Source organism: Streptomyces qaidamensis (genome assembly GCF_001611795.1).
GTDB classification, from domain to species: Bacteria; Actinomycetota; Actinomycetes; order Streptomycetales; family Streptomycetaceae; genus Streptomyces; species Streptomyces qaidamensis.
In genome coordinates this window covers 325,550-337,953 of sequence record NZ_CP015098.1, presented here as the reverse complement: position 1 = coordinate 337,953, position 12,404 = coordinate 325,550, and the positions used below count along the sequence as shown (strand labels likewise).

At 71.6% G+C, this 12,404-nt stretch carries 11 protein-coding genes and 1 pseudogene; 4 read left to right on the top strand and 8 right to left on the bottom strand.

Translation table 11 applies throughout. The features are described from left to right. Positions 1-64 precede the first annotated feature (64 nt). From A4E84_RS01400 to A4E84_RS01385, 4 genes are all read right to left on the bottom strand, one after another. Positions 65-436, bottom strand: coding sequence for a hypothetical protein (locus A4E84_RS01400; RefSeq protein WP_062924781.1), 372 nt, complete (start codon positions 434-436; stop codon positions 65-67). A gap of 138 nt (positions 437-574) precedes the next feature. Then, positions 575-1,810: a SpoIIE family protein phosphatase gene (locus A4E84_RS01395; RefSeq protein ID WP_062924780.1), complete on the bottom strand. Its 1,236-nt coding sequence runs from the start codon at positions 1,808-1,810 to the stop codon at positions 575-577. Positions 1,811-1,843: 33 nt separating this feature from the next. Beyond that, on the bottom strand, positions 1,844-2,761 hold the full coding sequence (locus A4E84_RS01390; RefSeq protein WP_062924779.1) for a universal stress protein: 918 nt from the start codon (positions 2,759-2,761) through the stop codon (positions 1,844-1,846). A gap of 87 nt (positions 2,762-2,848) precedes the next feature. Then, positions 2,849-4,309 (bottom strand): aldehyde dehydrogenase family protein, encoded by a 1,461-nt coding sequence (locus A4E84_RS01385; protein ID WP_062924778.1) that lies wholly within the window; start codon positions 4,307-4,309, stop codon positions 2,849-2,851. A gap of 211 nt (positions 4,310-4,520) precedes the next feature. On the opposite strand from A4E84_RS01385, the gene A4E84_RS01380 reads away from it, so the two are divergent. Then, positions 4,521-6,947 (top strand): SpoIIE family protein phosphatase, encoded by a 2,427-nt coding sequence (locus A4E84_RS01380; protein WP_062924777.1) that lies wholly within the window; start codon positions 4,521-4,523, stop codon positions 6,945-6,947. Between the two features lie 126 nt (positions 6,948-7,073). Beyond that, the gene (locus tag A4E84_RS01375; protein ID WP_062924776.1) at positions 7,074-7,562 is read left to right on the top strand and encodes a VOC family protein; all 489 of its coding nucleotides are present in this window, start codon (positions 7,074-7,076) and stop codon (positions 7,560-7,562) included. 43 nt (positions 7,563-7,605) lie between these two features. On the opposite strand, the gene A4E84_RS01370 is transcribed toward A4E84_RS01375, so the two are convergent. The 3 genes and pseudogenes from A4E84_RS01370 to A4E84_RS43300 form a co-directional block, all read right to left on the bottom strand. Beyond that, positions 7,606-8,433 (bottom strand): alpha/beta fold hydrolase, encoded by an 828-nt coding sequence (locus A4E84_RS01370; RefSeq protein ID WP_062924775.1) that lies wholly within the window; start codon positions 8,431-8,433, stop codon positions 7,606-7,608. A gap of 116 nt (positions 8,434-8,549) precedes the next feature. Continuing rightward, a pseudogene (locus tag A4E84_RS01365) lies at positions 8,550-8,975 on the bottom strand (RNA polymerase sigma factor); the annotation flags it as partial. Further along, positions 8,972-9,121: a hypothetical protein gene (locus A4E84_RS43300; protein WP_167455397.1), complete on the bottom strand. Its 150-nt coding sequence runs from the start codon at positions 9,119-9,121 to the stop codon at positions 8,972-8,974. The pseudogene A4E84_RS01365 and the gene A4E84_RS43300, both read right to left, overlap by 4 nt. A 256-nt stretch (positions 9,122-9,377) precedes the next feature. Here A4E84_RS43300 and A4E84_RS01360 point away from each other — a divergent pair, with 256 nt between their 5' ends. Together A4E84_RS01360 and A4E84_RS01355 are read left to right on the top strand one after the other, a co-directional pair. After that, positions 9,378-10,211 carry an NAD(P)H-binding protein gene (locus A4E84_RS01360; RefSeq protein WP_062924774.1) on the top strand — a complete coding sequence of 278 codons (834 nt, stop codon included), beginning with the start codon at positions 9,378-9,380 and terminating at the stop codon, positions 10,209-10,211. A 40-nt stretch (positions 10,212-10,251) separates the two neighbouring features. Beyond that, positions 10,252-10,884, top strand: coding sequence for an HAD family hydrolase (locus tag A4E84_RS01355; RefSeq protein WP_062924773.1), 633 nt, complete (start codon positions 10,252-10,254; stop codon positions 10,882-10,884). 104 nt (positions 10,885-10,988) lie between these two features. Here the strand turns inward: A4E84_RS01355 and A4E84_RS01350 are convergent, their stop codons facing one another. Continuing rightward, positions 10,989-12,284, bottom strand: coding sequence for an MFS transporter (locus A4E84_RS01350; RefSeq protein WP_062924772.1), 1,296 nt, complete (start codon positions 12,282-12,284; stop codon positions 10,989-10,991). Positions 12,285-12,404: the final 120 nt, after the last annotated feature.

Here is a 12,404-nt window from a genome sequence, read left to right as displayed (position 1 = left end):
GAGGTCGAAGCAGCCCTTTCCCTGCGCCGATGCGGTGGGAACGCCAGGGCGGGGAGCGCCGGCGTCACGACAGCAGCATGCGTGTCCATGCGACGGCCAGGAGGACGCAGGCGAGGGTGAACAGGCCCTGCACGACGGCGGTGACGGGCATCCTCAGGCGGGCGTGGACGTAGGCGCCGGCTGCCGCCACGGCTGGAGCGCCCCAGATGATGAGCCAGGTCACAACCGGTGTGTCGCGGGTGTGCGCGGTCGGGGAGGAGCGTGGTGACGGCGCGGTTCCCATGCCCACCGCGAAGAGCAGCACCCCGGCGACGACGACGATGACGGCGTCCGCGACCAGGAGCAGCAGGGCGACGGCGATGTCGGTGAGCCGGGAGGGGCGTTCGCGCCGGGACGGCGTCGAGGAGTCCTGGTCATCCGTGGACGGTGAGGCCATGACCCGACTGCACCACGGAATGGCGCGTTCAGGGCCGTCCCGGACCGTGGAGGAACCCGAATGTGACCATCGGTCACCCCGAACCGACCGGGACCGCCCCGCACCACGAGCCGCCCAGCGGGTGGGCCGCGTACCCAACTACAAGCGGATCACGATCAGGGCGATGTCGTCCGGCGCACCTTCGGTGACGTCGAGGCGGGCCAGCAGACCGTCGGCCAGCCGGCCGGGCAGCAGAGCACGGTCCGCGCGAAGAGCCGCCGTCAGCCGTGCCAGGCCGGCGTCGATGTCCTCGTCGCGGCGCTCGATGAGCCCGTCGGTGTAGAGCACGAGGGTGTCGCCCGGCGTGTAGGTGAGGACGGCCTGGGGGCGCGGGACATGGTGCTCGCGTGCGCCGAGGGGCGGGTCGGTGGCCTGGTCGAGCAGCTCGCAGGTTCCGTCCCGGTGCAGCAGAACGGGTGGTGGGTGCCCGGCGTTGCTGTAGATGATCAGTCTGCTGCGGGTGTCGATGAGCACCTTGACCGCCGTCGCCGCCATCGCGCCGTCCACGGACCTGGCGTACAGGCCGAGGACCTCCAGCGCTTGCGCGGGGCTGGGAATGGCGCGGATGACGGCGCTCAGCGCGCTGCGCAGCATGCCCATGACCGCCGCTGCGTGCAGCCCGTGGCCGACGACGTCCCCGACGGCCACGGCATAGCGGTCGGGCGGCAGGTCGACGACGTCGTACCAGTCGCCGCAGACGTTCAACGAGGTGGTCGCCGGCAGGTACCGCATGGCGATGTTGTCATGGCGTTTCAGATCGGGTGCGGAGAGCATGGCCTCCTGCAGCGTGACCGCTACCTGCCGTTCCCGGGCATGGGCCTGGAGCAGCTCCCGGTTCAGCCGGTGCAGTTCGTCGGTGCGCGCATAAAGCTCGGCGGCCAGGCCTTTCTCCCACGGGGTGAACTCCTCCCCGAGCTCTCCGGCCCGGCCCGAGTGGAAGAAGGCGGTGACGTCCTCGGCCCGCTGGACGATCCACTTCACCGTGCCGTCCGGCCCGGGAAGCGGAGTGTGGATCGTCGACCACCATCGCTCCTCGAACCCGTCCAGCCGGCCGGGTACGGGGACGTCGTAGCGCTGGAGCACCAGGACGTCCGGTCTCCCGCTGTCCAGGGCCCGGCTCAGTGACGCCTTGACGTTCTGTTGCGGGTCGTCGGGGGAGCCGGGGCGCGGCGGCAGGGCGTCGAAGTAGTGCTTTCCGATCAAGTCGCCGCTGGTCCGGCCGGTCGTCTGCAGGTACGTCGGGTTGACGTAGCGGATCACCAGGTCCGTGTCCAGAACCAGGTACGGGCTCGGCGTGGTGTCGAGGAAGGCCGTGAAGTCGATGTCCACCGTCATCTCCCGCTCGCGGGCGCGGCTTCCCGTGGCAGTCTACGGGTGATCCCGTTCACCGCCTTCCGTCGCCGGGTCCTCGCCCCGGTGGCGGACCACTGCGACCGGGCACTGCGCATGGTGCAGGACGGCCTGGCTGACCGAGCCCAGCAGCAGGCCTCTGAAGCCGCCCCGCCCCCGTGCTCCGACGACGAGCAGCTGCGCGTCCGCGCTCGCCTCGATGAGAGTGTGCCGCACCCGGCCGGCCACCGGCCTTCGCGCCACCGTGACGTCCGGGTGCGTCTCCCGCGGGCCGGCGAGCGCCGCGTCGAGGACGCGCTCGGCGTGCTCCCGCAGGCGCGTCTCGTCATAGGTGACGAAGGGAGGATCGGCCGGACCGTCGTAGACATCCGGACTTCCTGTCCGGCACACGTGCAGCCCCGTGAGGTCAGCGCCGCGCAGGGACGCCTCGGTGAAGGCGAAACGTACGGCTTCCTCGGAGGCGGGTGAGGCGTCGACCGCCAGCAGGACGGGGCCCGCCGGGTCCGGCCGCCCCCGCACCACCAGCACGGGGCAGCATGCGTGTGCGGCGAGGTGCCCGGACACGGAGCCCAGCAGCAGACTGCTGAAAGCGCCCAGGCCACGGCTGCCGACCACCACGAGCGAGGCCGTGCGCGAGGCGATCTCCAGTACCACCAGGGGCTCGCCCACGGTGACGTCACGGGTGATGCCCATCTCGGGTGCCACGGCTCGGGCCCGCCGCTCGGCTGCCGCCAGTGTGCCGTCGAGCAGTTCCCGCACTCCTGCCCCGGACGGATTCCACGGCGGTCCGCCGGCCGGGAGGTGCGAGGACGACCGTCCGAAGGCATGCACCAGCCGCAGCTCCGCACCACGGATCGCGGCCTCATGGCTCGCCGCCCCGACCGCGTCCAGACTCGATGGTGAACCGTCGACTCCCACCACCACCGGCTTCGTCATGGCGGCACTCCTTCCTTGTGGGGAGAACCCGGGCCGCTCCCGCGCAGGCGACCGGCGGACACGCCGCGTGGCGGAGCGCGCCCCGTGTCACGACGGTCCCGGTGCCGTCATCCAGCGCCACTGGGTGAACTGCTCCAGGCTGGCCGTGCCGCCGATGCGGGAGCCGTTGCCGGAGACGCCCATGCCTCCGAAGGGGGCGTTCGCCGCGTCCTTGGCACAGACGTCGTTGATGTGGACCATGCCGGTGCGCAGCTGCTCGGCGACAGCGGTCGCCCTCGGCACGGAGCCGGAGTGCACGGCGGCCGCCAGACCGTACGCGGTGTCGTTGGCGATCTCGACGGCCTCCGCCTCGCTGCGGAAGGGCAGGACCGGGGCGACGGGACCGAAGATCTCCTCCGCGTACGCGGGCATGGCCCGGTCGACGCGGTCCAGGACGGTGGGCGGGTAGAACAATCCCTCGCGTCGGCCGCCCGTGAGCACCCGTGCCCCGGCGGCCACGCTCTCGTCGACGATGCGCTCGATCCTGCCGGCCTGCTCCACGCTGATGACCGGCCCGATGCCGACACCCTCCTCGCGGGGGTCGCCCACACGCATGGCCAGTGCGTGCCGGACCAGCGCGTCGGTGTACGCCTCGACCAGGTCGGTGTGGACCAGATGGCGGCCGGCGGCTACGCACGCCTGCCCCTGGTATCCGAAGGAGCTCACCGCTCCGGCGAAGGCGGCCGCCTCCACGTCCGCGTCCTCGAGCACCACGAGCGAGTTCTTGCCGCCGAGCTCGAGCAGGACCCGTTTCAGCCCCTCGCCCGCCACGCGGGCCACGGCGCGTCCGGCCTCGGTGGAGCCGGTGAACGCGATCATGGCGACGTGGGGGTCCGCCGCGACCGCCTGCCCGGTCTCGGCGCCGCCCGGCAGGACGTGCAGCACCCCGTCGGGCAGGCCGGCGTCCTCGAAGAGCCGGGCGACGAGGACGCCCCCGGACACCGGCGTGAGCGGATCGGGTTTGAGCAGCACGGTGTTGCCCAGTGCGAGGGCGGGCGCCAGCGCGCGCAGGGCGAAGAGGAGGGGAGCGTTCCAGGGATTGACGACACCGACGACGCCGAGCGGCACCCGCCACGCCAGGCTCGTGCCACCGGGGGCCTGCGGCTCCAGAACCTCGCCCCGAGGCAGCGAGGCGAGTCCGACGGCGTGGGTCAGCTGGGCGAGGGCGGCGGCGATCTCGTAGTCGCCCTTCGCGGGGACGCCGGCCGACTCCCGGACGATCCACTCGCGGACGGTGTCGCTGCGCTCCCGCAAGGCGCCGGACGCCCTCAGCAGCACCTCGACACGATCAGCAGGCGTGGTTGCTGCCCATTCCCCGGCGGCCGCGGCGGCCCGTGCGCCGGCCCGCGCGACGTCCGCGGGCGATGCGATGCCGACGTCGGCCAGCGTGTCCCCGGTGGCCGGTTCGATCACCTGACGGGTGCCGCCCTCGGACTCGCGCCAGCCCGAGCTGAAGATCTTTCCGGCCCACTCGGCCCGGTCCGGCCACCTCTCGCCGATGACAGCCATGGGTGCCACCCTCCGTCCGGGGCCGGTGCCGCCGCCCTGCCGTGAGGGCGGTCGGCCTGCCACGAGGCCCGTCATCCTGTCATGAGGAGCTGTTCGCGTACATCTGTCACGCTTGATGTCTAGTGTCGTAAAAAGTGAAGGTGCGGCGCACCTCGGGTTCAGGGCGCTCCCCGGCAGACGGCCCCAGACGGGAGTGAGGCGGGATGAGGTCATGATCGGATCCGCGTCCGCGCGGGACGGGGGCCCGTCGGGCGACGGGCCGCGGGAACGGGTCGACGAGGCGGCCACGGCCAGGGCCGTCGTCGATGGTCACGGTGTCGTGACCGCGTGGAACGAAGGGGCCCGGAGACTGCTCGGATACCGGGCCCCGGAAGTGATCGGCAAGAGCGGGGCACGGCTGCTCGCGGACGCCGCTCACCCTCACGTACCGGACGCGCTGACCGGCCAGCGAAGGTGGAGCGGGACGGCCACACTGCTGCACCGGGACGGCCACCGGCTCACGGTCGGACTGCTGGCCCACCGCCGGGAGAGCGCCGGAGACGACGACTGGCTCCTGGTCTCCCCGGCGACCCCGCCGGAAGCGACGCCGCAGGACGACGCGTTCCTGCGACGCAGCTTCGCGCAGGCTCCCTACAGCATGGCCCTGTACGACACCGGACTGCGGTTGCGCTGGGCGAACGGGGACATGGAACGTGTGATGGGTTTGTCCGAGGCGGAGATGCGCGGTCTCCGGGTGACGGAGATCGTCCTCGACCCGGAGAGCGAGCGGACCGAGGAGGGCATGCGCACCGTGCTGCGGACCGGTCGTCCTCAGGAGCTCGGAGCCGCGCTGCACCTCGCCGGACATGAGCGGGAGAGCGTGTGGTCGGTCTCCCTGGTACCCGTGCGCGACTCCGGCGGGCGACTTGAAGGCGTCCTGCTGTCGGCGCACGACGTGACGGAGCAGTACCTCGCACGGCAGCGGCTGGTCCTGGTCGACGACGCAAGCCTGCGGATCGGCAGCACTCTGGACCTGCCCCGTACCGCTCAGGAACTCGCCGACGTGGCCGTCCCCCGGTTCGCGGACTTCGTCACGGTCGATCTCCTGCCGTCGATCGAGGGGGGCGAGGACCCGCCGCAGGGCCCTCCGCACGGTCCGGTGATGATGCGCCGGGTCGCCTCCCAGTCGGTACTGGAGGGCTGCCCCGAAGCCGTGGTGCCGCACGGGACGGTGGCGAACTACCCGGAGCGTTCCACAGCGGCACGCTGTCTGGCGGAAGGGCGGCCGGTCATCGAGCACATCACCCCCGCCGCACTGGCGGATCTGGACCGGACAGCCCCGCAACGGGCCGCCCGCATGCGGCAGTTCGGATTCCACTCGGTCCTGGCGGTACCCATGCGCGCACGTGGTCTCACCCTGGGAGTGGCCACCTTCTCCCGCCATCGGCGGCCCCAGCGCTTCGAGCAGGACGACCTGCTGCTGGGCCAGGAGATCACCGCCCGCGCCGCCGTCTGCATCGACAACGCCCGGCGCTACACCCGCGAGCGTGACACCTCCCTCACCCTGCAGAACAGCCTGCTGCCACGACAACTCCCCGAGCAGGCGGCCCTGGACGTCGCCTCCCGCTATCTGCCCGCCAGCGCCCGGGCCGGTGTGGGCGGTGACTGGTTCGACGTCGTACCGCTCTCCGGCGCCCGGGTCGCCCTGGTCGTCGGCGACGTCGTGGGCCACGGCATCCAGGCCTCGGCGACCATGGGGCGGCTGCGCACCGCCGTTCGCACACTGGCGGATGTCGACCTGCCTCCCGACGAGTTGCTGACCCACCTCGACGACCAGGTCAACCGCCTGGCCGGCGGGGGAGACACCACGGCGCCGCTCGACGGCGACATCGGCGCCACCTGTCTGTACGCCGTCTACGACCCCGTCTCCCGGCACTGCACCGTCGCGCGGGCCGGCCACCCCGTGCCCGCTCTGGTGAGGCCCGACGGCACCGTCGAGTTCCTCGACGTCCCGGCAGGGCCACCTCTCGGCCTGGGCGGCCTGCCCTTCGAATCGACCGAGCTGGAGCTCGCCGAGGGCAGCCTTCTCGTCCTGTACACGGACGGGCTCGTGGAGAACCGCGGTCGTGACATCGACGAGGGAATCGCCGCCATGCGCGAGGTGCTGGGGCGGCCGGCACAGGATCTGGAGGCCACGTGTGACGACCTGCTGAGCACCCTCCTCGCGGACCGCCCCTCCGACGACGTGGCGCTCCTCGTGGCGAGGACGCGAGCCCTCGACGCGTCCCACGTGACGACCTGGCCGGTGTCGCCGGACCCCGCCGCGGTCGCCGAGATGCGCAAAGCCGCCTGCCGGCAACTGTCCGAGTGGGGCCTGGACGAGGCCGCGTTCGTCACCGAGCTGGTCGTCAGCGAACTGGTGACCAACGCCATCCGGTACGGCCGCCCTCCCGTCGAGCTCAGGCTGATCTACGACCGCACCCTCATCTGCGAAGTCTCCGACGGCAGCACGACAGCACCCCACCTGCGCCGGGCCCGGACCTTCGACGAAGGCGGACGCGGGCTGCTGCTCGTTGCCCAGCTCACGCAGGGCTGGGGCACCCGTCAGATACCCAACGGCAAGATCATCTGGGCGGAGCAGACACTTCCCGCCGACTGAGGCACCACCGCTGCGTCCGTGCTCCGCACGTCGTCCCTTCGGGGCCTCTGGGGCAGGATCTGACCTACAGCCCCCGTAGCTTCGGAAGGAACTCGCCGGAGCGGCACACACTCGGGAGGAAAGCGGATGACCGTACAACCGATCCCGGACGGCTACCACACCGTCACGCCCTGGATCATCTCGCGCGACACGGCCGGGCTGATCGACTATCTGAAGGAGGCGTTCGGCGCGGAGGAGATCGCGCGGGTCGTCGGGGAGGACGGCCGGATCGGACACGCGGAGGTGCGGATCGGCGACTCGGTCGTCATGCCCTTCGACGCACCGCCGGACTGGCCGCCGACGCCCGCCTTCCTGCGCCTCTACGTCGAGGACGCCGACGCCGCGCACCGCAGGGCCGTCGCGGCCGGCGGCGCCTCGGTGACCGAAGTGACGCATCTCTTCTTCGGCGACCGAATCGGGCGGGTACGCGACCCGCTGGGCAACCTGTGGTGGCTCCAGACGCGAGTGGAGGACGTCAGCCCGGCGGAGATGGAACGCCGCCTCGGCGACCCGAAGTGGACCGAGGCGATGGCGTACGTCCAGGGCGCCGACTTCTTCCCGGGGGCTCACGGGTGACGCACACCGGCCGTTCCGGGAGGATCAGCAACCGGGGACCGGCCTACGCCTGCGGCCGTAACCGCCGCTCGTCGCCGACCTGTTCGAGGAACTCCCGGAACACCTGATGCAGGACCTCGGGGCGCTCCAGGTGTACGTCGTGCCCAGCCTCGGGGACGCTCAAGGCCACTGTCTCCGGGCGCCGTTGAAGCATGGCCTCCGACTCGTGCACGGGGACGATGCCGGACTGGCCCAGGACCACCAGCGTCGGGCAGGTGATGCCCGCCCACTCGTCCCAGAAGGAACGCCGGGCGTTCTCGGCCAGCGCTTCGACCATCACGTCACGGTCGAAGCGCGGCCACCAGCCCCCGTCGCGCTCCTCCAGTCCGCCCGCCCAGCCTTCGCCGACCGCACCGCCCCCGAAGAACTCCACGGCGGCGCGGCGCGAGGGGAACGGCGTCGGCCACGCGTCGAGCATCGCGCCGATCTCGGCCGGGACGTTCGGCTCGGCGCGGCCCGGGCCCGCCTCGACGAGGACGAGCCCGCGCAGCAGGCCGGGGTGCGCCGATGCGGTGAGCAGGGCGGTGTGCCCGCCCAGTGACTGACCTGCCAGCACCGGCCGGTGCATGCCGAGTTGTCCGATGACGGCGACGGCGTCGGCGACGTACGCGGCGCGCGAGACATCGCGCGGCCGGCGTTCGCTCGCGCCGTGCCCGCGCTGGTCGACGGCGACGATCCGGTAGCGGGGGCTGAGGTCCCTGGCGAGGGTGTCCCATTCGCCCGCGTGGCCGGCCAGCCCGTGCAGCAGCACGACCGGGGGCCCCGACCCGCTCCAGTCGCGGCAGGAGATGCGGACCCCCTCGCGTACCACGGTGCGCTCGGTCCAGGTCATGCCGGGTTCTCCAGACGGTGGGCGTGGTGGGTGAGGTGGCGGCGCTCGAAGGCGCTGGTGGTGCGGGCGGCGGCCTCGCGACAGGCATGCGCGGCGGCTTGGTGCCGGCCGAGTCCGGTGGTCAGGCCGCCCACCGCACGCAGGGTCAGCGCGATCCGGCTCGGAGCGGACAGCGAGGGGTGGCAGCACAGAAACAGCAGAGCCAGGGAGTCGTCCCCGTCCGAGGCGGGCACGGCGTCGGCGGAGTGCGCCGGCGGAGCGGACTGCGCAGTGGCCAGCGCCAGGGCGTCCTCACGGCGGCGACGCGCCGCCTCGCTGCGCACCTGGTCGACCATCTTGCGGGAGGCGACGGTCACCAGCCGGCTTCGCGGGCTCTCCGGTACTCCGGCGTCGGGCCACCGCAGGGCGGCGGCCGGCAGCTCCTCCCGGACGGCGTCCTCACACGCGTCGAAGGCGCCGTACCGGCGGACGAGCACGCCGAGGACCTGCGGCGCCAACTCGCGCGGCAGGTCCTCGGGGGTTTCGTGGTGCGAGGTGCTCACATGTCCGCCGCGGACTCGTGCAGCACCGGCCACAGCGACACCGGATCGAGGAACATCTCCTGCTCGGCGATCGCCTCCGGCCACGCCTCGGCCGGGAAGGAGTCCCACTCAGCCTGGTTGCCGTAGATCATCGCGACGCACTTCATCTCGGGTGTCCTCCCCGTCCCGCACGCCCCGTCGGCGCGCTGTCACCCATCAGCCGGAGCGGAGAACAGGTCCTCGGCATCCGACGACACCGTTCTTCGGCTCTTCTCGGTCAATCTATGTGGGCCTTGGGCAGGTTGGGGCCCGAATGAGCTGCCGTGAGCCGGGACCCCTCCGGGACGCTCCTCCTTGACCTGAAGTCCGGTCGAGCTTCTAGCGTGTCCCGAAGTTGATCTCTGACGGCGGGAGAACGCGCTCATGATCCTCGTGACCGGAGCCACCGGACATGTCGGCAGTGCGCTGCTGAGGGAGTTGCTCGCATGCGGTGCGGGGCCGGTGAGAGCGTTCACGCGTGACGCTTCACGGGCGGCGTTCCCCGAGGAAGTCGAGGCGGTGGAGGGGGACTTCGCGGTGGCGGAGACGTTGAAGCCCGCTCTGGGCGGGGTGCGCTCGCTGTTCCTCCTGTCGCGTACGGGCCCGGACGCGGACATCCTCGCGGCGGCCCGGCGGGCGGGTGTGGAGCACGTGGTGCTGGTGTCGTCCATCACCGTCCAGACCCATCTCCACCTGCGCCCCGCCGGTGAGAACCTGGCGGTCGAGCGGATGCTCGAGGACAGCGGCATGAACTGGACGGTCCTGCGGCCGACGCAGTTCGCCTCGAACGCCTTGATGTGGGCCGGGCCGATCCGCGACCGAGTGGCGGTCCGTGCGCCGTACGCGGACACCGGACTGCCCACGATCCACCCCGCGGATATCGCGTCGGTGGCGCGGGCCGCGCTGACCGAACCGGGCCACCGGGGGCGGACGTACGCCCTGACGGGTCCGGAGCCGGTGACCGCCCGGCAGCAGGTCGAGGCCATCGCGGCAGTGCTCGGGCGGGAAGTCCCGTTCATCGAGATCAGCCGGCAGGAGGCTCGTGGCCGAATGGCCGCGGTCTTCGGGGAGGAGGCCGCGGACGCGGTGCTCGATGTCACGGGCGGAGACGTCAACGACGAACTGCTGGCAGTGCGCGACACGGTCTCGCGGGTCACCGGTTCCCCCGCCAGGCCGTTCCGGCAGTGGGCTGCGGAGAACGCCCACAGGTTCCGCTGAGCCGGCCGACTGGTGACAGTCCCCGTGCTATTCAGGGGCCATGACGCTGATCAACACCTCCGACAGGCCGTTCGACGCGGTGCTGTGCGACCTCGACAACGTGATCCGGTTCTACGACCTGACGCGACTGGCGAGACTGGAACAGCTGGCCGGACTGGCCGAGGGGACCACCACGAGGGTCGCCTATGCGCCGGAGACGGACCTGCCGCTGCTCCTCGGGAAGATCGGCAAGGAGGAGTGGGTCGAGACCATCGTGCGCGGTCTCGTCGGTGAGGTTTCGGAGCCTCAGGCCCGTGAGCTGGGAACAGCGCTGGCCGAGGCGCCTTTCTGGGCTGACGACGAGGTGGTCACGATGCTTCGCCGGATACGGGAACACCTGCCGCTCGTCCTGGTGACCAACGCGACCCTGGAGTTGGAGAGCGACCTCGAATCCCTGGGACTGTCCGGCCTCGCACACCATGTCGTCAGCAGCGCCCGGGTCGGAGTGGCCAAGCCCGACCGCGAGATCTACGAAATCGCCGCCGAGCGAGCGGAGACCCCCATCGAGCGATGCCTCTTCGTCGACGACCGGCTGGAGAACATCGAGGCCGCCGTCGCGCTGGGCATGACGGGTCTGCACTACCGCGAGCCAAAGGACCTGCGGAAGGGGCTGGCTCTCGCGCTCGGTGACTGAGGCCGCGAGGCCGCCCGGGGGTACTTGGGATGTGCGGTGGGCTGCGAACGGACCATCGGATTCCTGCACAGGAGCCTCGTGCGCAGGAGCTCCGCACCACGGCATCAGCCCTTGGCGTGCGCCTGTTCCGGCGTCCGGGCCTGCGGAAGATCACGCATGCGGCGCATCGGGCTCATGGCGAGGATGAGCCAGCAGGGCGCGACGACACCGGTCATGATCCACATGGCCGGCCGGTACCCGACGGCATCGCCGAGCACGCCGCCCAGCAGGGAACCGAGTGGGATGGTGCTGTGGTTGATCACCATGGCGGTCGCCACGACCCGGCCGAGCAGGTGCGGTGGGCAATAGATCTGCCGGAAGGTGCCGACCACGATGTTGGCCACGGAGATGCCGACCCCCACGAGGAAGGATCCCGTAGCGAACAGCAGCAGCCCCGGCCCCGCCGTCGTCATCGGCAGCAGTAGCACGAACGGCGAGGTGGTGAGCTGCAGGAGAAGCAGCCCCCGCCCCGTGCCGAACCGCCGGCTGAGCCGGGTGGCCACCAGCGCACCGACGACGCCGCCGGCGCTGCCGCTGGTGAGCAGCAGCCCGACCGTGCCCGGGTTCAGCCCGACGGTGCGGACCAGGAACACGACCTGGACCGCCTGATAGCCCATCAGCGCCATGTTGATCGCAGCGCCCCACGTGACCATCGGCCGCAGGTACGGGTCCCGGCCCACGAAGCGGAGCCCTGCCATGATCTGCCGCCGCAGCGAGGCGCGTTCCGCGCAGGGGGCACGATCCGGCTCGACGGCGCCGATCCGCTGCAGGCAGACAGCGGAGACCAGGAACGTCACGGCGTCGGCCACGAGCGCGGTGACCGCGCCGAGTGCCTGGGCGAGGAGTCCTGCCACCCCGGGTCCGGCGATCTGGGTGGCGGCCGCGCTGCCCTGCAACTTGGCGTTGCCCTCCAGGAGGTCGCGGCCGTCGAGCGCGATGCGGATGTACGAGTGGTAGGCGGTGTTGAAACACACCGCCGCCGTGCCGCAGACCAACGCGACGACGACCAGGTGCCGAAAGGTCAGCGCGTCGAGCCACGCCGCCGCCGGGACGCTCAGCAGGGCCGCGGCGGCTGCCAGGTCGCACGCGATCATCAGTGGTCGTTTGCGGCTCCGGTCCACCCATGCCCCCACCGGGAGACCCACGAGCAGCCACGGCAGCCACACCGCCGCCGTGAGCAAGCCGACGGCGGTGGAGCCGGCTCCCAGCCCGACGACCGCGATCAACGGCAAGGCCACCACGGTGACGCTGTTGCCCAGGCCACTCACGGTTTCGCCCACCCAGAGCAGGCGGAAATCCGGTCGGCTGAAGACTCCCCAGCGCGGTCGGGGCCGGGCAGAGGTGTCATTTCTCGGGTTCACCGGAGGCATCATGCCGTGATGGGATGCCGCCATGCGCCCTGAGCACTGTGCCACCAGGAACCACATCGAGGTGTGGCATGCGCGAGTGCTCCCGTGCAGTGCGGAACGGATTCACCTCTG